The organism is Chryseobacterium sp. CBTAP 102 (genome assembly GCF_003201365.1).
Classification (GTDB): domain Bacteria; phylum Bacteroidota; class Bacteroidia; order Flavobacteriales; family Weeksellaceae; genus Chryseobacterium; species Chryseobacterium candidae.
On sequence record NZ_QICX01000011.1, the window covers coordinates 108,978 to 126,665 of the forward strand.

The following is a 17,688-nucleotide window of genomic DNA, read 5'->3' on the forward strand; positions in this document are numbered from 1 at the left end:
ATGAAAAAATTAGCATTTTTAATGCTTGCGGTCTTTACACTAGGATTCGCTCAGGCACAAACCAAAAAATCAAAGAATATGAAAAAGAAAATATTATTCGTTGTTACCAGTCATGATAAAAAAGGTAGTACCGGTGAAGACACAGGATATTATCTGGGTGAAGTTTCTCATCCCTGGGAAGTTCTTCACAAAGCAGGATACGAAATTGATTTTGTAAGCCCGAAAGGCGGAACTCCTCCGGTAGACGGCTTTGATCTGAAAGACCCCGTAAATAAAGAATTCTGGGAAAATAAAGAATACAAAAACAAGATTGATCATTCTATGAACCCATCTCAGATTAATCCAAAAGAATATTCAACGATATTTTATGCAGGAGGACACGGTGCTATGTGGGATTTTGCAGACAATAAGGAACTGGCAGATATAGCTTCCAGGATTTATGAAAACGGAGGAATTGTAGCCGGTGTATGCCATGGCCCTGCAGGTTTGGTGAATATCAAACTGAATAACGGGAAATATCTTGTAGACGGAAAGAAAATCAATGCTTTTACCAATGAAGAGGAATCTGAAGTAAAACTAACCAATGTTGTTCCTTTCTTACTGGAAGATAAGCTCAAAGAAAGAGGAGCAAAGTTTGAAAAATCAGGACTTTGGCAGAATCATGTGGTAACAGATCAAAGAGTGATTACAGGACAGAATCCACCGTCTGCAAAAAGCGTTGGAGAAGCTATTCTGAAAGAATTAAAGAAATAACAGATACTTTTTAACCACAAAAAGCACAAAAGTTTTAAATACTTAAGTTTTTTCAGAACCAGGCCTTATGCGTAATAAGTACACCTAAGTTTTGTGAAAATCTTTGATTTTCATCTTGTGTGAACTTTTCTGCAGTATCATTTTAAACTTACTTAAGTGAACTCAAGTGTTTTAAAATGAAACCTTTGTAACTTTTGTGGTTTGGTAAAGTTTAAACAACTCTTATATCTGAGAAACGAAGAGACAATGTAATTCCGCTTTAAAAAATAAAAATCAACCTTAGAATTTATTTTAGAATTAATACCCAAACGGTGTTACACTGTCACTTTGCATCTTGCATTAAAACGGCCTTTCAAATTTTGAAAGGCCGTTTTAAAATAAAGTAAACAACCGTAGATGAAGCAGTCTTCATTGACTTCCATCTTCCAGACTTCACTATTTTGCAATCGGAAGATGAGTACTTACTGCAATTCTGTTCCAGGCATTGATGGTAATGATCGCCATAATGATCTGAGCAATCTGGTTATCATCAAAGAATGACTTTGCTTTCTGATACGTTTCTTCAGTTAATCCTTTATCACTGATCAGCGTAATTTCTTCTGTCATTGCCAATAGCACCTGCTCTTCTTCAGTGAAAAATTCTTTAGCTTCTGTCCATCCGTTCAGAATAAATATTCTTTGAGGATTTTCTCCGTATTTGATGGCATCTTTAGTGTGCATATCAAGGCAGAACGCACATTTATTGATCTGTGAAGCTCTGATTTTAATCAGCTCCTTCTGAATGTGTGTTAAAGAAATAGTTTGTAAATACCCTTCCAATCCAAGCATTGCTTTATAGGCTGCGGAATCTACTGTTGCAATATTCAATCTTGCGCTCATAATATGTATTATTTTTTGGTTAATTGATCTATACTTAAAGAATAATGTTGCTGTACTGCCAGTAAAAGTGCGGCAGCACTTCCCACCCATACAGAATAATTAAGTGGGGCTTTGGGTCCTGATGCAATAGTCATGGATAGGGCAAAAATCAATAGCAGGATACAGCTTCCAAAGGCCACAATTTTTGTTTTAAATCCCAAAATCAGCATCAAAGGAAAAAGGATTTCTAAGAAGGTAGCCGCATACGCTGAAAACGTACTTAAGGCTTCAGGAAGGAAAAAAGTAAGCTGTCTTGTATATTCTTTAAAACGCTCCATATTTCCCCATGATGAATTTTCTTTGCTCCACCAGCCGAATCGGTCTGCCACTGCAGAAAGCATGGTAACGGCAAGAGCCAGTCTTAAAAAAAGTTGTGGAAATTGATTTTTTTGATCTGTCATTGCATTAGCTTTTAATCACAAGACAAATTTCCGGCTTCTGATCCGTAAAAAACTTAAACTGGTTTAAGATCGTAATTTTGCTCTGATTTCACTCAGATATTCCGGAGTAAGATTCAAAAAGGAAGCTATAAGATATTGAGGGATTCTTTGAATAAACCAAGGATATAATGTACTGAAATGCATATAAAGCTCTTCTCTGGACATTTCATACAAATACCGGATTCTGCGTTCTGAAGCGGCATACGCCCTTTGGTAGATCATCCGGAAATAGCGCTCCATTGCGGGATGTTTTTTCAACAATTCTTCCTGACGCTCAAGATCAATCACCAGAATAGAAGAATGCTCTACCGCCTGTATTGAAAAGTCCGTTGATATCTGTCTTTCGTAGGTAAATGTATCCGTCATCCACCAGTTTTCAATAGCGAATTCCGTAGTTTGTTCTACCCCTTTTTCATTAATAAAAAATTTTCTCAGACATCCTTTCACCACAAAATACATCGTCCGGCAGATCTCTCCTTCCAGCACCAGATTTTGTTTCTTTTTCACATCCATTATCTTAAAAAAGGATGCAATAGAAATATACTCCTCGTCAGTTACAGTAATGAATTTATTTAAATGTGATTTGAATGAGTCCATCTTACAAATTAATACTCAAACTTAACTTTATTTTTTTAGTTTTACAATGAGAAAAATATTGAATCATGGAAATTGTTGCTAAAATTCTGATCGCTGTTGTTGCACTGGAACATCTTTATATCCTTTGGATGGAAATGTTTGCATGGGAAACCAAAGGAAAGGAAGTTTTTAAAGCAGCCCTGCCTGCAGAAATGTTTAAACCTACCAAAGGACTTGCTGCCAATCAGGGACTTTACAATGGCTTTTTGGCAGCCGGATTAATCTGGTCATTTTTGATTAAAGATCCGCAATGGCAGTCAAATATAGCTCTATTCTTTTTAGGGTGTGTAGCCGTAGCCGGAATCTATGGCGCAATTTCTGCTGCTAGAAAAATATTTTTCGTTCAGGCTTTACCTGCTATTCTTGCCATTATTGCTGTTTTACTGAAATAATTTACCGGATCCTACCGGCAATATCAATCTTCTCTTGACTTTAGTTATAAGAGAAAAATCACTGTGAATTTCAATCCGGGAATATGATTGAAATTCAATTAGTTACATCTGTAAAAATCCATTTAATATAAAATCCGTAAATTTGCACTGTCATAAAAAATTGATATACAGTTTTTTGATGCTGGCAAGCATTTTGATCAAATGTAGCCATTCAAGTTGTTCAGTACACATATCTGTAATTACCTCATCAGTAATTTAATTGTAGAATCTATGTAAAAGATAAGCTTCTTTTTACATAATGCACTCTTTTTCTAGAGTATAATCTATTGACATATTTAAAATAAACATAAGTCCATCAGGTCTTTATGGTATTATTTTTTTTGTTAAAGCTTTTTATCACTAAAAGCTCAGCAAATTATTTTATCCTATTCTCAACAGCAGAACAACGAAAGCTAAATGTATATAATGAATTGGTGTACAATTTTTTATATCAAATTATTAATTGAAAAATTCTGAATATGGAAAAAAATGAAAACACTCGAAAAGTAAAACTTAAAGTGGAAGACCTGACGATCATCTTTGGTAAAAACAAAGAAAAAGCACAGGAACTTCTGGATAAAGGTTTTTCCAAAAAAGAAATTCTTGAAAAAACGGGCTGTACCATAGGAATCAACAAAGCCAGTTTTGAAATTTATGAAGGAGAATTTTTTGTCATTATGGGGTTGTCAGGAAGCGGGAAATCTACCTTATTACGCTGTCTTAACAGACTGAATGAACCTACTTCAGGAAAAGTATTCATCAATGATGATGACATTACCAGTAAAAACAACAAGGAACTGCTGGAAGTAAGAAGAACGGAAATGAGTATGGTATTTCAGAAATTCGGATTACTTCCTCATCATACTATTTTAGATAATGCTGGTTTCGGTTTGGAAATCAGAGGGGAAGACAAAGCTTCCCGTGACCAAAAAGCACAGAAAGCATTGGATATTGTAGGTTTAAACGGATTTGAAAATCAGTATCCTTCCCAGCTTTCAGGAGGAATGCAGCAGAGAGTGGGATTGGCAAGAGCTTTGGCTAACGATCCTGAAGTCTTACTGATGGATGAAGCTTTCTCCGCACTCGATCCATTAATAAAATCTGAAATGCAGGATCAAATGCTTGAACTGCAGAATACATTACAAAAAACCATTGTTTTTATTACCCACGATTTGGACGAAGCCATTAAAATCGGAGACCGTATCGTCATCATGAAAGATGGGGTGATAGAACAAATAGGAACAGCCGAAGATATTTTAACCAATCCTGCCAGCGACTATGTAAAAGCATTCGTAGAGAAAGTAGACCGTAAAACGATTATCACCGCAAGATCTTTAATGTTCGACAAAGCTACGGTGGTACGTTTCAGAAAAGATGGTCCTGAAGGTGCTTTAAGAAAGATGAGAGCTACAGGCCTGGAAAATTTGCCTGTAGTAGATTTTCAGAATAAATTTCTTGGTTTTGTAACCCTTAATGATGTGGTACGCATTGCCAAAAAGAAAGAACCTACGGTAGAATCAATTATCAACAGTAATGTTCCTTCAGTGTATCCCGAAGTGACGGTAGAAGAAATGCTGCCGTTGATTTCCGGAAGTAAATCTGCCATTGCGGTAATTGATGAAGATAATAAATTTTTAGGTCTTGTTACCCAGTTATCACTTGTCATAGAAGCCACCAAGTTTAATGAAGAAGAGATCATAGAATTAAAAGAAATCGCAAACAACCAATAAGATGAATAAAACTATAGATATAGGCCAATATGTAGAAACTGCAATCAATTGGCTCACAGAAAACGGAAAGCCTGTATTTGATGTCATAAAACATCTGGGAAACTCTTCCATTATGGGAATTGAATGGGTTTTAACAAACACTCCTTTTTATGTAATCATTCTCTTTTTTACCCTTTTGGCATTATGGAAAGCCGGAAAAGGCATCGCTGTGGTAACCGCAGCCGGACTGAGTTTAATATTTCTTATGGGACTATGGAAAGAAACTATGGAAACGCTGGCGCTTATTTTTGTGTCCACCATTACCGCTCTTATCCTTTCTATCCCTTTGGGAATTTTAGCTGCGAAAAGCAAAATAGCCGACAAAATCATTCGTCCTTTGCTGGATTTGATGCAGACTATGCCCGCATTTGTCTACCTGATTCCGGCTGTACTGTTTTTCAGTATCGGTAAAGTACCGGGTGCTTTTGCAACCATCATTTTTGCCATGCCACCAGCAGTTCGATTAACAACATTGGGAATTGAAGCCGTTCCGAAAGACATTGTAGAAGCGGCAAGGGCTTTCGGTGCTACCAACCGCCAGATCCTGTTCAAAGTTGAACTTCCTTTAGCGATGAAAACGATTTTAACGGGAATCAATCAAACCATACTGCTATCCTTATCCATGGTGGTTATTGCAGGAATGATTGCAGCAGGCGGTTTGGGAGAGAAAGTACTGGAAGGAATTAATAATCTGGATATCGGATTAGGATTTGAAAGTGGTTTATCCGTAGTGATTTTGGCCATTATCCTGGACCGTATTACCCAGGGATTTGTAAAGAAAAAGCAATAAGATGAAACAATTTAAATATCTGTTTTTGCCCGTTTTAATGTTCATATTAACAGCATTAAGTTCGTGTGAAAACATAAAAAAATCAAAATACATCACCATAGGCATGGTAGACGGCTGGGCAGAAGATGTTGCCATGACGCATGTTGCTAAAGCCATTCTTGACAAACAAGGTTATCATGTTATTATTCAAAAAGCTTCTACGGATATGATCCTGGCTTCGATGAATAATGAAGATACAGACCTTTTCATGGGAGTCTGGCTTCCTTACACCCACGCTAAAAAACTGGCAAAATTTCCGGGATTGACTCATCTTGGAACCAATTACGATAACGGCCGCATAGGATTGGTTGTGCCGGAATATGTCCCGATTAAATCCATTGAAGAACTTAATCAGCAGAAGGATCAGTTCAGTCACAGAATTATTGGAATTGAAAAAGGAGCCGGATTAACCACCGGAACAGATAAAGCTATTATTGATTATCAGCTGGATTATCAACAGATCAATTCCTCTACCATTGCCATGATCACCGAATTACAGAACGCTATCCAACGTAAGGAATGGATTGTGGTAACGGGATGGCAGCCCCACTGGATGTTTGGTAAAATGAAGCTTAAGTTTCTTGATGATCCCAAAAAGATATTTGGTGAAGCAGAACAGATTAAAACTTATTCCAGAAAAAGCTTTGCTAAAGATCATCCTGAGCTGGCAAAATTCTTTTCCAAAGTTCATTTTGATGATGAAAACATGTCTGATCTTTTAATGAAAATGGAACAGAGTAAAAATAAAGAAACCACTGCCAAAGAATGGGTAGAAGATCACGCTGAATTGGTACAATCATGGTTAGATAAAAATTAATAAACAATTTGGTAGTATTTAAAATCCTCAACTCTAAACGGGTATGAGGACTTTTTATCTATAGATCAGAAGAATTCATTGATTCTTTGATTTTCTCCTGATGATGGTCAGAATTAAATAATTAAAAGATTTAATCATGTAAAAAATTGAAGACTGGAATGGTTCTCACAAATTTCAAAAATACATTAAAGAAAAAATATGTAGGATCTGTATAATCTGTGGGAAAGAAAAAAACTTTTAAAGTTGGAAAATCGCAAAGGGGTGCAAGAAATCTTTCTAAAGATGGATACATAAGGCGCAAAGATTTTTATCCTCGATAAAATTGATTAATCAGAATAACCAACTCTACAACTTTACATTTTTTAACCTGTTCCGGAGCTAATAAAATACTTTTCTTAGAAGAAAAACAGTAAAATTGGTAAGCATAATTTTCAAATTTTTATCGCAAATTTGTTCATCACTTTATATTAATAACTAAAATAAAGATTTATGCAAAAGAAAACCTATACAGGGCAGCCAGTGGTAACATTAAATAACGGAGTGGATATTCCGGCTTTAGGATTCGGAGTATGGCAGATGGAAGATCTGAAGGAATGTGAAAATGCAGTAATCAAAGCTATTCAGACGGGATATAGAATGATTGATACTGCGGCTATTTATCAGAATGAAACCGCGGTAGGTGCTGCTGTGAAAAATAGTGGTGTAAACAGAGACGAACTGTTTATCACCTCCAAAGTATGGGTTCAGGATCATGGATATGAAAAGGCGAAAAGTGCTTTTCAGAGAACATTAGACAGATTGCAGATGGATTATCTTGATCTATATCTTATCCACTGGCCATACGGAGATTTTCTGGGTACATGGAAAGCTTTGGAAGAATTATACCACGAAGGAAAAATCAAAGCGATTGGAGTATGCAATTTTACAGTAGAAAAACTGGAGGAATTGAAAGCTAACTCAACTGTTTTACCGGTTATCAATCAGATTGAACTGCATCCTGTATTTCAGCAGAAAGAACTGCAGGTGTATGACAGAGAAAATAATATCGTAACTCAACCTTGGAGCCCGCTAGGAAACGGTAATGCGAATCTTTTAAGCAATCCTGATCTGAAAGCTATTGCAGAGAAATATGGAAAAACAGTAGCACAGGTTATTCTGAGATGGCACTTACAGGAAGGATTTGTCGTGATTCCAAAATCTGTAACCCCTTCAAGAATTGAAGAAAACTTTAATGTATTTGATTTTGAACTGACAGAAGATGAAATGAATGTTGTCCGTTCTTTAGATACTGGGAAAAGATTATTCTTTGATCCTAAAGATCCTGAATGGGAGCAAAAAATGTTAAATTCCGTAGCGGATATTTAATCTGGAATTTATAAAAAATACATCCCGCAGCTTTCACAAATTTACAGATCTACGAATCTTAGCTATTGTGAGATCTGCGGGATTTTTAAATTAATATAACCATGACTGCAAAAGAATTCATAGAAACACTCGCATTATTTAAAAATGAAAAAGAGCTTAATAAAGCTGAGAAGTTTTTCAAAGGAAATGATGGTATTACCAAGAGTTTCGGGACGAAATTCGGAGATGTTTTTTCTACGGCTAAAGAATTTTCGGAGATGTCTCTGGAGGAAATCAATAAGCTTCTTGACAGTGATTTTTATGAGGTAAGAATGGGAGCGGTAAGCATCATGGATTTTCAGGCGAGAAGTAAAAAAACGTCTGAAGACCATAAGAAAGCCCTTTTTGATCTCTATCTCAGCCGCCATGACCGTTTGAATAACTGGGATTTTGTAGACAGAGCTGCCAGAAGTATTATTGGAGAATATCTTATTGATAAACCGAGAGACATTTTATACAAACTTGCTGATTCCCACAGTCCATGGGAAAGAAGAACAGCCATCGTAAGCACTCATGCATTTATTCGGAAAAATGAGGTAGCAGACACTTTTGCCATAGCGGAAATCCTTGTTCACGACCCAAACGAGCTTGTGAATAAAGCTGTAGGAAGCTGGATTCGGGAAGCCGGAAAAAAAGACAAAAAGAAATTACACGGTTTTCTCACTGCTTATGTAAAAACAATGTCTGCCGTTACATTTTCTTACGCAACAGAAAAACTGGATCCGGAATTAAAATTATTCTACAAAGAACTCAGGAAGAAAAAGTAAATCTTTATTCATTTAATATAGAATAGAAGTTGATCAACAACCTTAAACTCTAAACATTGAACCTTGAACTTTGAATAAATAGTGAGCAATATCATATCTTGGAACAAAAACTATTGCTTTGTTCTTCGTACATTTTAATAAAAAATAATTCTTATGTTTTGGCCGGATACAATCAGTAGAAAACTAGGTGTAGAATATCCTGTAATTCAGGCTCCAATGTTTGGAGTGAGCACGGTAAAGATGGCATTAGCAGCCACAAAAGCAGGCTGCCTCGGATCTTTGGCGCTGGCTGACCTTTCTGCAGACCAGTCTGTGGAATTAATCAGGGAAACAAGAAAACTGACTGATAAACCGTTTGCTGCCAATATATTTGTCCATCAAATTCCTGAAGTGACGGATGCTTTAAAAGAAAAGTATAGTAAAACCAAGCAATTTATTGAGCAGCTGGCCAAAGACAATGGTATTGAAGTACATCTTCCGGATTTTGAAGAAATCAGAGTCAACGGTTATCGTGAACAGGTGGATGCTATCATTGAAGAAAATTGTAAAATATTAAGTTTTACTTTTGGAAATCTGGAGGATCAGAGTATTCAGAAATTAAAGGAAAATGGTGTTATCCTTATCGGAACCTGTACTTCTGTGAAGGAAGCTTTATTTCTTGAAAAATCCGGTATTGATATCATCTGTGTTCAGGGAATAGAAGCTGGAGGACACAGAGGAAGTTTTGAAGCAGAAAATATTCCACAGATCGGAGGTTTATCTTTACTATCGCAGATCTTTGATCAGGTAAATGTTCCTTTAATCTATGCAGGAGGAATTTACGGAGCAAGAACATTAAAGGCTGTGAAAGACTTAGGTGCGCAAGGTTTTCAGGTTGGAAATCTTCTATTAACTTCTCAGGAAAGTGCTCTTTTGCCTTTTGAAAAAGAACGATTGAAAAAAGTAACAGAAGACGAAATTGTTTTAACGAAGAGTTTCTCCGGAAGGTACGCCAGAGGAGTGAAAAATCAGTTTATAGGAACAGTTGAAAACTCAGAATATATTTTACCTTATCCTTATCAGAACAAACTTACGAATGCCCTGAGAAAAGCAGCTAAAGCTCTACAAAATCCTGAATTTGTAGGAATATGGGTAGGGCAGTCTATCCACCAATACAGTGAACTTTCCACAGAAGAAATTCTGAAAAACCTGATCAAAGAATCTGAAAGATAAATTCTGACGTTTTTAATGGGACGGAAATTACAAAACTTAGTAAAAAAGCTTCAGATATACTCTGAAGCTTTTTATTTATTTTGTTAAATCTAATCCGCCGAAATTCCCGGAACTCATCATTAAATAAACACCATCCGTTTTATCTAATGTATTCCAGTAGGTATGAAGATCTTCAGCATTCGTGAAAACCCTTAGATTTTCATTCCTGAATTTTTCTTTGATAAACTCAGGAGAAATAGCTTCCATTCTCTTGATCTTCAATGCATCTTCAGAGTAGAAAACAATGGCTTCTTCCAAACCATCCATGGCGTGATCATATTGTTCAAGGAAAGCAGGATTTAAGCTGGAATAGGTATGAAGCTCCAGGAATCCGTATTTCTTATCATTTTTAAATTGCTCTGCAAAGGCTTTTACAGCTGCTTTCACTTTACTTGGTGCATGGGCAAAATCTTTGTAAAGAATTCCTTTGTCTTCTCTTTCTACTTTTTCAAGACGCTTGGATGCTCCTTTGAAACTCATGATTGCCTCATAGAAATCTTCATCCATAATACCAAGCTGCTGGCAGATATGTCTTGCACCTTCAAGGTTCAGAAGATTGTGTGCTCCAAAAACAGAAAGAGGCACATCTCCCATTTCGGTTTTTAAATATACTTTACCATTGTTGATTTCGTATTCTGGTGTTTTATAAGGAATCTTTCTAAAATAGTTTTCTGCATTTTCCACTACTTTCACTACTTCCAGATCTTCTTCATTATACACAAGAACTCCGCCTGCCGTAATGCTTGCTACAAACTTTCTGAACTGCTCAATATAATCATCAAATGTTTTGAATACATTGATATGATCCCATGCAATACCGCTCATTAAAGCGATATTGGGTTGATACAATAAAAATTTCGAACGAAGATCAATAGGAGAAGAAAGATATTCATCACCTTCCAACACCATAAAATCATTATCCTGAGTCAGTTTTACCATACAGTCGAAACCTTCAAGCTGTGCGCCTACCATGAAATCCACATCTTTCTGATGGAAATTCAGAACATGGAGAATCATTGAAGTAATGGTTGTTTTACCATGTGATCCTGCAATGACAACTCTTGTCTTATTTTTAGACTGTTCGTAGAGGAATTCAGGATAAGAATATATTTTCAGACCCAGTTCTTTTGCTCTTGCCAGCTCAGGATTATCCTGATGTGCATGCATCCCAAGGATGACAGCATCAATATCCGGAGTGATCTTTTCCGGGAACCAGCCCATTTCCTCGGGCAGAATTCCTTTCTTTTCCAATCGGGACTTTGAAGGCTCAAAAATAGCGTCATCAGAACCTGTCACCTGATATCCTTTGTCTTTTAATGCGATGGCGAGATTATGCATGGCGCTTCCGCCAATGGCAATGAAGTGGGTTTTCAATTGTATTTACTGTTTTTTAACATTAGTATTAATGATTTGCTGGAAAGCTTCAACAATATTGTTCCAGTTGGTCTGGTAATTCGGAATAATCATACTCGCATCCGATTTACTGCCTTCATTAGGACCTTTCTTTACATTGATGGACGTTGAAATATTGTCGTACAATTTTTTACGGTCTTCCTGTATTCTTCTGAAATTATTCTGAGAAAGAACCTGATCCAGTTTCTTTAAATCTTCATCGGAAATTTTAAAATCCTGCTTATATTTCTTTCCCTGTCCTTCAAAAGAGTAGTGTACATTATTGCCCTTTATAAGCAGATTTTCATATGCCGGAGCAAAGCCTCCGCTTTTCGAATAGCTGATATCGAAATCCGAATATACTTTTTGGCTGTTGCATGAAACTAATACTATGACTGCGAATAATATTCCAAGTATTTTTTTCATAATTTTTCTATTTACTTTAATTATTTGAGTCCTTTTCTAATTTTTTAGCTTTAAGTTCTTCATCATAACTGTGTAATAGATTGAAATCTTCTGTCTGCTCAATGGCTGTCATAATTTTCAATAAAATTTCCGGTGCTTTTTCATTATCATAATCAATATCCAAAGGAGCTTTGAATTCCATCGTAGGTTTTACACCGGTTACCTTTACGCGGAGTCCTTTTTTATCAAAAGCTCTTCTGAATCCGTTTATTTTGATTGGAATTACAATAGGACGCTGGTTTTTTACCAATTTGGCAGTTCCTCTTCGTCCCTGTGCAAAAGCTGATGTAGTTCCTTGAGGGAAAGTAGCTACCCAGCCATTGTCCAATGCTTTCATAATATTATCTACCTCACTCATGTCAACCATTCTGTTGACATTTTTCCCTTCAGCTCTCCAGGTTCTTTTTACTGTTACAGCCCCTGCAATTTTGAAAATTTTAGGAAGAATACCTTTGTTCATGGTTTCCTCAGCTGCTACATAATAAAAATCAATCTTTGGGTTCAGTAGGTAGATCGGGTTTTTTATCGTATTTAAATATCCGTTGTTTACAGCACAGAAGGCATGGTACATTGCAGCCACATCTGCAAAATAGGTCTGATGGTTGGATACAAAAAGTACGTTAGAGTCCGGAAGATCCACAAGGTGTTCTGTACCGGTTATTTTTAACTTATTAAAGCCGTTGAATCTTCTGTATGATACAACTCCTAATATAAAAATAATAAACCTTTTCAAAAAATAAGGTGTTCCGAATGCATCGGTGAAAATATTTTTCTTCGCCATCTCTCAATTAAACACGGTAGTGCAAAGTTACATTTTTTTCAGCAACTGACTGAATTCACTTAATATCATCGCTGTAGCACCCCAAATAATGTATCCGTTGAAATTAATAACCGGAACTTCATGTCCGCCTGCACTTGGCAGAGCCATAATTTCCGGGGTGTCTGACAGGTTTAAAAAGGAAGTGATGGGAAATTCAATGGTTTCTACAGCTTCCGTCTGCTGAAGAACAAAGGCCGGATTTTTTTTAGTATAAGAGATATAGGGATATACATAAAAATTGCTCGGCGGAATATAGATAGGGGACATTTCTCTGATGATCCTTACATAATGTTTATCTATTCCAATTTCTTCAGAGGTTTCCCGAACGGCTGTTTCAGCAAAATCTCTGTCCATTTCCTCACGCTTTCCTCCAGGCAGGGATATCTGCCCGCTATGCCTGTCGTGTTCATTAATCGTTCTTTGAATCAATGGAAAATACCATTCGTTGTCCTTCAGATATAAAACAATATTAACAGCTGCAAATTTGGGATTCTTTGACAATACTTCATCATAAGTAAAAACGGGACGGTAGGGAGGTGAGAATACTCCATGGGCGTGTTCACCGGGAAGTTCCACGCTTTTTATTTGTCTCAATAAATCTTTTCCAAAATTTTCCATAGCTCAAATTTAGCAATATATCTTGAAGAAATAAGTGCCTTAACATTAATTAACCTATGAGAAACACTGTAGTGTAGCCGAAAATTTTTGCCTCTTAATCCCAATGCGATATCATTGATGATAAAATACAAAGAATTGCAATTTTTAATCTTTAATTTTTAATTCAAAATTGATTTTAGGTTGATAAAATAAATTTGAATGCAGTTTGTAAAAAAGGGCTTAAAACCCTGGGCTGTGATGTTTTGAACAGATAAAAGGTCGGGTTTACTTAGAAAAGATCATAATACAAGAGAATTTAATATTCACTGTTATTGGATTTTACTGTAAACCAATATTTTGTAACGATGTTTTTTTGTAACGGTAAATAATGACATGAGCAACTGGAAACCGTGATTTTCAAAATTTACACCTTGATGGTGGTTTTTCATTTTGATGGGCAAGCTAACTTTGCCTTACTATTAACCAATTAATTTTTACTAAGATGAAAAACTTACTTACAGGTGTACTTACACTATTTGCAATGAGTTTCGGATTCGCACAATTCAATATTGATGTGACTACCCAGACAGGAAACTTAAATGTTGCTACAGTAGACCAAACTGGTCTTTTGAACATGAATTCTCTTACACAAACAGGGAATCGTAATACCGCAGATATCGACCAGATAGGAATTTTAAATGTCAATAATGCACAAAGTATCGGAAACAGAAACTCTATAGATGTAGGCCAGGTGGGTATTGGGAACTCAAATGAAGTGATGCAGACGGGAAACAGAAACTCTGCTTCAACATGGCAGTTAGGAGTACTTAACTCTACAGAACAAACTCAGACCGGAAGAAGAAATGATGCTTCTTCAGTACAGATTGGATTAGGGAACTCAGTTTTTCAATATCAGGATGGGAGAAGAAATGATGCTTCTGCTATTCAGATAGGTATTGGTAATGCCGCTTATCAGGTTCAGCTGGGAAGAAGAAATGATGCTGGCGCTCTTCAGCTAGGTGATAATAACGTTCTTGTTCAGTATCAGGATGGTAATGATAACAGTGCTACTCATGTACAAGTTGGTACAGGTAATATTGCTGCCTCAGTTCAGGTAGGGGATGATAACAGTTCTTCAGGATTTCAGGTAGGTAATGCCAACCAGCTTTATCAGTTCCAGATAGGAGATTCAAACTCAGCTATTGATCTTCAGATGGGTAATGGTAACTTTACCTGGGTAGCTCAGAGTGGTGTTAGCCAGGTTCATGTAGGAACTCAGATGGGTAATGGAAACTCAATGATTGTGAACCAGTCGAATTAAGTCCTATAGCAAAATACTGTAAATCTTAGAAATTGTAAAGGAGAAACTACAGTGTTTCTCCTTTTTACCTTCAGTTTGACAGATTTGTTATTCATGAAACTTTAATAAACAGACTATGTTTAACTTAAGATGGAGTGTTTTGGCTCTTTTTACATTGTTGCCACTACATGCACAGGAAATAGACTGGGATAAGATAAACAGTAATACAATCTTTAATCTTATAGCCAGGCAGCAGACAGATCAGAGTTCGTATGGATCCGATATTATTCAGATGGGAGACTATAATAATGCCGAACTTTCCGTTAACGCCCGAACGAATATTGTAGTAAAACAGTTTGGAGATTTTAATACGCTATATTTTATCAATTCATTTACAGATAAAGAAGCAAAAGCAGCTATTACTTCACAGGGAAACAATAATATTATTGATGTTACAGGAAGCAACAGTATTTCGGATGGAATTCAGATTAATGTAAAAGGAGATAATAAAACAGTTTTCATGAGAAACTATTAAAACACAAATGATGAAAATTTTATATTCCCTCAGCCTGGGTACATTTTTTACCTTCCTGTCTGTATGGGTTTATGGGCAGGAAGATAAGAAAGTAAACGCCAGGATAGAGAGTAGTCTCCTTGAAAACCAGGTCAGGTTGAAAGCTGTAGTCATCAATAACACCGCTGTTTATAAAGAACTGAATTACCTTTTGGTTTCTATTAAAAAAGGGAATGGCGGAAATCTCTCCAATAATCAGCAGAATGGTAAATTTTCTGTCAACCCCAATGAAGTAAAGGTATTATCGGAAATCAATGTGAATCTCGAATCAAAAGATGCTCTTAAAGCTTTCCTTTACATCAGGGATGAAGAAACCCAGAAGCTGATTGCCAAAGACAGTCTGGAAATGAACAGTGATCTTTTTAAGAAAAAAACAGCTAAGATAGAAGAAGATGCTGCTTACGAACTCAGAGGGCTTACTATAGATGATACAAAAACCAAAGTAGGAAAAGACTTTTATGATATGTTTTACATGCAGTACAGTCAGCTTCCCGATAGAAGCAGTAGCGTAATTACTATTTCAGAACTTCCTCTCCGTGGAACAAGTGGTCAGATTAATATTCAGATGGAAGATAAAATTATTTACAGTTTTATGACCAATCCGGCAGAGGAATATTTAAAAGAACAGCTAGGTTATAGCTTAAAATACATCAAAGAATTTAATGCCAAAAAAAATCTTATAAAAAATGAATTTATCTATTAAAAATGTCCGCCATGAAAACCTTTATCATTATTTTGACATGTATTGCGGGTGTTTTCTACGGAAAAGCTCAGCAGCTCGTCTATAAGCCGGTAAATCCTGCTTTCGGAGGAGATACATTTAATTACCAGTGGCTTTTAAGCTCTGCTAATGCACAGAACCCGTTTGATGAAAAAAATGATTACAGCAATTTGCTGGATCGTGTGAATTCCCTTGATAGTTTTACCCAGAGTCTTAACAGACAAATTCTCAGTGAGCTTTCAAGAAAACTGTTTGATGAACAGTTTGGTGATGGAAACATAAAACCCGGAAATTACCTTTTCGGATCCCTTTATCTGCAAATTACCAATACTAATCAGGGACTTTTAATCAATATTTTGGATACCAGCAATGGCGATCAGTCCGAGATCGTAATTCCGAAATAGGAAATCACTAAAAATAAACTTACCATGACAACCTACACTTATACCAGAATCTTTTTCTGCATCTTCCTGCTATGCATTATGCAGGCCTGTAGTTCAATATTTGGCTTACCTTCGGATCCCGAAAAGCCAACAATGGGAGAGGTTACTTCTTCCACTGCGGAACTGAAAAATCTTCCGCTTCCCAAAGAAAAGATTGTAATAGGAGTCTACAAATTCAGAGATCAGACCGGCCAGTATAAACCTTCCGAAAATGGAAACAACTGGAGTACGGCAGTCCCTCAGGGAACGACTACCATTCTCATTAAAGCATTAGAAGACAGCCGCTGGTTTATCCCTATTGAAAGAGAAAATATTGCCAATCTACTTAATGAAAGACAGATCATCCGTTCCACAAGACAGGAATACATCAAGGATGCAGACAAAAACAATCAATCACTTCCCCCTCTTTTATATGCCGGGATTCTTCTTGAAGGCGGCGTTATCTCATACGACAGCAATATTCTGACCGGAGGACTTGGAGCAAGGTATTTCGGAATCGGTGCTTCCACGCAGTACCGCCAGGACAGAATTACGATCTATCTCCGTGCTGTCTCTACCCTTAACGGAGAAATTCTTAAAACGGTTTATACTTCTAAAACCATTCTTTCAACCAGTGTTAACGGAAGCTTTTTCAGATATATTGATACGGAAAGACTACTGGAAGCTGAAGTAGGGCTTACTCAAAATGAGCCTGTTCAGCTCGCCGTGACAGAAGCGATAGAAAAGGCTGTAAAAGCTCTGATTGTTGAAGGGATCAGAGATAAAATATGGGGGAAAGCAATAGATGAGAATGGAGGATATCAAAGCTTAATCAACGAATATAACAGAGAGCAGGAGCAAAATAATGACAGAGTTGTTGGAGGCAGATATCCGCAGGATTACAGACAGAAAGTATCCATATTTGCGAATGTGGAAGGGCAGAAAGTTAAAGATGACTATGTAAGTCCAAAGATGAATGTTGGTGGAAAAATAGGATTTAAATATTTTCTTACTCCCTATCTGAATATGGAACTGAACGCAAGCTATTTTACGCTTGAAAATTCAAATATTGTAAAAAGAAACTACTTCGGTCCTGAAGTGAATCTGGAATACATCCTTTTTCCGAAATACAGATTCAGCCCATTTGTATACAGTGGAGCAGGAGCGATGTATTCAAAATATAAACCTCAATATAAAGCACAGTTCGGTGGCGGACTGGAATATATGATCAGCCGGAATTTTTCACTGAGAGCCTCCGCACAATATGACCTTGGTTTCAAAGACGACTGGGAAGACCTTGTTAATGGGAAAAGAAAAGATCAGGCTTTGCGCTTTGGAATAGGAATCAACTTTTACTTCGGAAACAAATAAAAACACGAACA

20 protein-coding genes are annotated in these 17,688 nt (G+C 36.6%); 13 read left to right on the forward strand and 7 right to left on the reverse strand.

What is annotated here, in order from left to right; translation table 11 throughout:
- Complete coding sequence (locus C8D70_RS15395; protein ID WP_228408038.1) at window positions 1-753, forward strand: type 1 glutamine amidotransferase domain-containing protein; 753 nt, start codon at window positions 1-3, stop codon at window positions 751-753.
- A 435-nt stretch (window positions 754-1,188) separates the two neighbouring features.
- On the opposite strand, the gene C8D70_RS15400 is transcribed toward C8D70_RS15395, so the two are convergent.
- From C8D70_RS15400 to C8D70_RS15410, 3 genes are all read right to left on the reverse strand, one after another.
- On the reverse strand, window positions 1,189-1,632 hold the full coding sequence (locus C8D70_RS15400) for a carboxymuconolactone decarboxylase family protein (protein WP_062675364.1): 444 nt from the start codon (window positions 1,630-1,632) through the stop codon (window positions 1,189-1,191).
- A gap of 8 nt (window positions 1,633-1,640) precedes the next feature.
- The gene (locus C8D70_RS15405) at window positions 1,641-2,072 is read right to left on the reverse strand and encodes a DoxX family protein (RefSeq protein ID WP_181416141.1); all 432 of its coding nucleotides are present in this window, start codon (window positions 2,070-2,072) and stop codon (window positions 1,641-1,643) included.
- A 63-nt stretch (window positions 2,073-2,135) separates the two neighbouring features.
- A complete protein-coding gene (locus tag C8D70_RS15410) occupies window positions 2,136-2,708 on the reverse strand; it encodes a Crp/Fnr family transcriptional regulator (protein WP_110367865.1) in 573 nt (190 codons plus the stop codon).
- A 65-nt stretch (window positions 2,709-2,773) separates the two neighbouring features.
- Between C8D70_RS15410 and C8D70_RS15415 the strand changes: the two genes are divergently transcribed.
- From C8D70_RS15415 to C8D70_RS15445, 7 genes are all read left to right on the forward strand, one after another.
- Window positions 2,774-3,139 (forward strand): DUF1304 domain-containing protein, encoded by a 366-nt coding sequence (locus C8D70_RS15415; protein WP_110367866.1) that lies wholly within the window; start codon window positions 2,774-2,776, stop codon window positions 3,137-3,139.
- Between the two features lie 518 nt (window positions 3,140-3,657).
- Window positions 3,658-4,908, forward strand: a complete 1,251-nt coding sequence (locus C8D70_RS15420; protein WP_110367867.1) for a glycine betaine/L-proline ABC transporter ATP-binding protein — start codon at window positions 3,658-3,660, stop codon at window positions 4,906-4,908.
- A 1-nt stretch (window position 4,909) separates the two neighbouring features.
- Window positions 4,910-5,737: an ABC transporter permease gene (locus tag C8D70_RS15425; RefSeq protein WP_110367868.1), complete on the forward strand. Its 828-nt coding sequence runs from the start codon at window positions 4,910-4,912 to the stop codon at window positions 5,735-5,737.
- Window position 5,738: 1 nt separating this feature from the next.
- Window positions 5,739-6,593 (forward strand): glycine betaine ABC transporter substrate-binding protein, encoded by an 855-nt coding sequence (locus C8D70_RS15430; RefSeq protein WP_076596248.1) that lies wholly within the window; start codon window positions 5,739-5,741, stop codon window positions 6,591-6,593.
- Between the two features lie 489 nt (window positions 6,594-7,082).
- Window positions 7,083-7,958 carry an aldo/keto reductase gene (locus C8D70_RS15435; RefSeq protein ID WP_110367869.1) on the forward strand — a complete coding sequence of 292 codons (876 nt, stop codon included), beginning with the start codon at window positions 7,083-7,085 and terminating at the stop codon, window positions 7,956-7,958.
- A gap of 101 nt (window positions 7,959-8,059) precedes the next feature.
- Window positions 8,060-8,764, forward strand: coding sequence for a DNA alkylation repair protein (locus C8D70_RS15440; RefSeq protein ID WP_110367870.1), 705 nt, complete (start codon window positions 8,060-8,062; stop codon window positions 8,762-8,764).
- 153 nt (window positions 8,765-8,917) lie between these two features.
- Entirely contained in the window at window positions 8,918-9,976 is a 1,059-nt protein-coding gene (locus C8D70_RS15445; RefSeq protein WP_110367871.1) for an NAD(P)H-dependent flavin oxidoreductase, read from the forward strand.
- A gap of 75 nt (window positions 9,977-10,051) precedes the next feature.
- Here C8D70_RS15445 and C8D70_RS15450 read toward each other — a convergent pair whose 3' ends face one another.
- The 4 genes from C8D70_RS15450 to C8D70_RS15465 are packed head-to-tail and all read right to left on the reverse strand — an operon-like array spanning window position 10,052 to window position 13,310.
- Window positions 10,052-11,389 carry a UDP-N-acetylmuramate--L-alanine ligase gene (locus C8D70_RS15450; RefSeq protein ID WP_110367872.1) on the reverse strand — a complete coding sequence of 446 codons (1,338 nt, stop codon included), beginning with the start codon at window positions 11,387-11,389 and terminating at the stop codon, window positions 10,052-10,054.
- Between the two features lie 6 nt (window positions 11,390-11,395).
- Entirely contained in the window at window positions 11,396-11,833 is a 438-nt protein-coding gene (locus tag C8D70_RS15455; protein WP_110367873.1) for a hypothetical protein, read from the reverse strand.
- Between the two features lie 16 nt (window positions 11,834-11,849).
- Window positions 11,850-12,653, reverse strand: a complete 804-nt coding sequence (locus C8D70_RS15460; RefSeq protein WP_076596254.1) for a lysophospholipid acyltransferase family protein — start codon at window positions 12,651-12,653, stop codon at window positions 11,850-11,852.
- 27 nt (window positions 12,654-12,680) lie between these two features.
- Window positions 12,681-13,310 carry an NUDIX hydrolase gene (locus C8D70_RS15465; protein ID WP_076596255.1) on the reverse strand — a complete coding sequence of 210 codons (630 nt, stop codon included), beginning with the start codon at window positions 13,308-13,310 and terminating at the stop codon, window positions 12,681-12,683.
- 481 nt (window positions 13,311-13,791) lie between these two features.
- Here C8D70_RS15465 and C8D70_RS15470 point away from each other — a divergent pair, with 481 nt between their 5' ends.
- The 5 genes from C8D70_RS15470 to C8D70_RS15490 all read left to right on the forward strand — a co-directional run bounded on the left by C8D70_RS15470 (window position 13,792) and on the right by C8D70_RS15490 (window position 17,677).
- On the forward strand, window positions 13,792-14,610 hold the full coding sequence (locus tag C8D70_RS15470) for a hypothetical protein (RefSeq protein ID WP_110367874.1): 819 nt from the start codon (window positions 13,792-13,794) through the stop codon (window positions 14,608-14,610).
- A 115-nt stretch (window positions 14,611-14,725) separates the two neighbouring features.
- The gene (locus tag C8D70_RS15475) at window positions 14,726-15,124 is read left to right on the forward strand and encodes a hypothetical protein (RefSeq protein WP_110367875.1); all 399 of its coding nucleotides are present in this window, start codon (window positions 14,726-14,728) and stop codon (window positions 15,122-15,124) included.
- Window positions 15,125-15,131: 7 nt separating this feature from the next.
- On the forward strand, window positions 15,132-15,866 hold the full coding sequence (locus C8D70_RS15480; RefSeq protein ID WP_228408039.1) for a curli production assembly/transport protein CsgE: 735 nt from the start codon (window positions 15,132-15,134) through the stop codon (window positions 15,864-15,866).
- An 11-nt stretch (window positions 15,867-15,877) separates the two neighbouring features.
- Window positions 15,878-16,288, forward strand: a complete 411-nt coding sequence (locus C8D70_RS15485) for a curli production assembly/transport component CsgF (RefSeq protein ID WP_076596286.1) — start codon at window positions 15,878-15,880, stop codon at window positions 16,286-16,288.
- Between the two features lie 24 nt (window positions 16,289-16,312).
- A complete protein-coding gene (locus tag C8D70_RS15490; RefSeq protein ID WP_110367877.1) occupies window positions 16,313-17,677 on the forward strand; it encodes a CsgG/HfaB family protein in 1,365 nt (454 codons plus the stop codon).
- Window positions 17,678-17,688: the final 11 nt, after the last annotated feature.

Bases quoted from the DNA above. Each gene is read 5' to 3' on its own strand.
- C8D70_RS15455 (WP_110367873.1), bottom strand. From the start codon at position 11,833: ATGAAAAAAATACTTGGAATATTATTCGCAGTCATAGTATTAGTTTCA.
- C8D70_RS15485 (WP_076596286.1), top strand. From the start codon at position 15,878: ATGAAAACCTTTATCATTATTTTGACATGTATTGCGGGTGTTTTCTAC.
- C8D70_RS15430 (WP_076596248.1), top strand. From the start codon at position 5,739: ATGAAACAATTTAAATATCTGTTTTTGCCCGTTTTAATGTTCATATTA.
- C8D70_RS15435 (WP_110367869.1), top strand. From the start codon at position 7,083: ATGCAAAAGAAAACCTATACAGGGCAGCCAGTGGTAACATTAAATAAC.
- C8D70_RS15460 (WP_076596254.1), bottom strand. From the start codon at position 12,653: ATGGCGAAGAAAAATATTTTCACCGATGCATTCGGAACACCTTATTTT.
- C8D70_RS15445 (WP_110367871.1), top strand. From the start codon at position 8,918: ATGTTTTGGCCGGATACAATCAGTAGAAAACTAGGTGTAGAATATCCT.
- C8D70_RS15480 (WP_228408039.1), top strand. From the start codon at position 15,132: ATGATGAAAATTTTATATTCCCTCAGCCTGGGTACATTTTTTACCTTC.
- C8D70_RS15400 (WP_062675364.1), bottom strand. From the start codon at position 1,632: ATGAGCGCAAGATTGAATATTGCAACAGTAGATTCCGCAGCCTATAAA.
- C8D70_RS15440 (WP_110367870.1), top strand. From the start codon at position 8,060: ATGACTGCAAAAGAATTCATAGAAACACTCGCATTATTTAAAAATGAA.
- C8D70_RS15490 (WP_110367877.1), top strand. From the start codon at position 16,313: ATGACAACCTACACTTATACCAGAATCTTTTTCTGCATCTTCCTGCTA.
- C8D70_RS15475 (WP_110367875.1), top strand. From the start codon at position 14,726: ATGTTTAACTTAAGATGGAGTGTTTTGGCTCTTTTTACATTGTTGCCA.
- C8D70_RS15415 (WP_110367866.1), top strand. From the start codon at position 2,774: ATGGAAATTGTTGCTAAAATTCTGATCGCTGTTGTTGCACTGGAACAT.
- C8D70_RS15465 (WP_076596255.1), bottom strand. From the start codon at position 13,310: ATGGAAAATTTTGGAAAAGATTTATTGAGACAAATAAAAAGCGTGGAA.
- C8D70_RS15425 (WP_110367868.1), top strand. From the start codon at position 4,910: ATGAATAAAACTATAGATATAGGCCAATATGTAGAAACTGCAATCAAT.
- C8D70_RS15405 (WP_181416141.1), bottom strand. From the start codon at position 2,072: ATGACAGATCAAAAAAATCAATTTCCACAACTTTTTTTAAGACTGGCT.
- C8D70_RS15395 (WP_228408038.1), top strand. From the start codon at position 1: ATGAAAAAATTAGCATTTTTAATGCTTGCGGTCTTTACACTAGGATTC.
- C8D70_RS15420 (WP_110367867.1), top strand. From the start codon at position 3,658: ATGGAAAAAAATGAAAACACTCGAAAAGTAAAACTTAAAGTGGAAGAC.
- C8D70_RS15470 (WP_110367874.1), top strand. From the start codon at position 13,792: ATGAAAAACTTACTTACAGGTGTACTTACACTATTTGCAATGAGTTTC.
- C8D70_RS15410 (WP_110367865.1), bottom strand. From the start codon at position 2,708: ATGGACTCATTCAAATCACATTTAAATAAATTCATTACTGTAACTGAC.